The 318-nt window shown below is 63.2% G+C and carries 1 pseudogene; it reads right to left on the reverse strand.

Annotation, left to right across the window (positions count from 1 at the left end):
- Positions 1-312, reverse strand: a pseudogene (locus tag PA598K_RS32885) (extracellular solute-binding protein); the annotation flags it as partial.
- Between the last annotated feature and the right edge of the window lie 6 nt (positions 313-318).

Here is a 318-nt window from a genome sequence, read left to right on the forward strand (position 1 = left end):
TCGGCTCACCATGAACAGGTCCGGAAAGTTGCCGGAGGCCATCCGCACGTTCAATTGGTTGGTGTAGTCGTCGCCGGACGGATAGACCGTGAGCGACAGGTCGATGTTAAGCGCCTTGTCGAGCTCCTGCTTGATCTGATCCTTGTCGGGCGAGGGCAGGTTGTTGCCGTTCTCGATAATCTCCAGCTTGATCGGCTTGGCGCTTGCCGAGCCGCCGTTTTCGGTTGGCTTGGGGTCGCTGGCGCCGACGTTGCCGTCGCTGCCGGTCGAGCCTCCGTTGCCGCTGGCGCAGCCGGCCAGCATCGCAGCCATCAGGGC

This window comes from Paenibacillus sp. 598K, from assembly GCF_003851045.1.
Taxonomy (GTDB): domain Bacteria; phylum Bacillota; class Bacilli; order Paenibacillales; family Paenibacillaceae; genus Paenibacillus_D.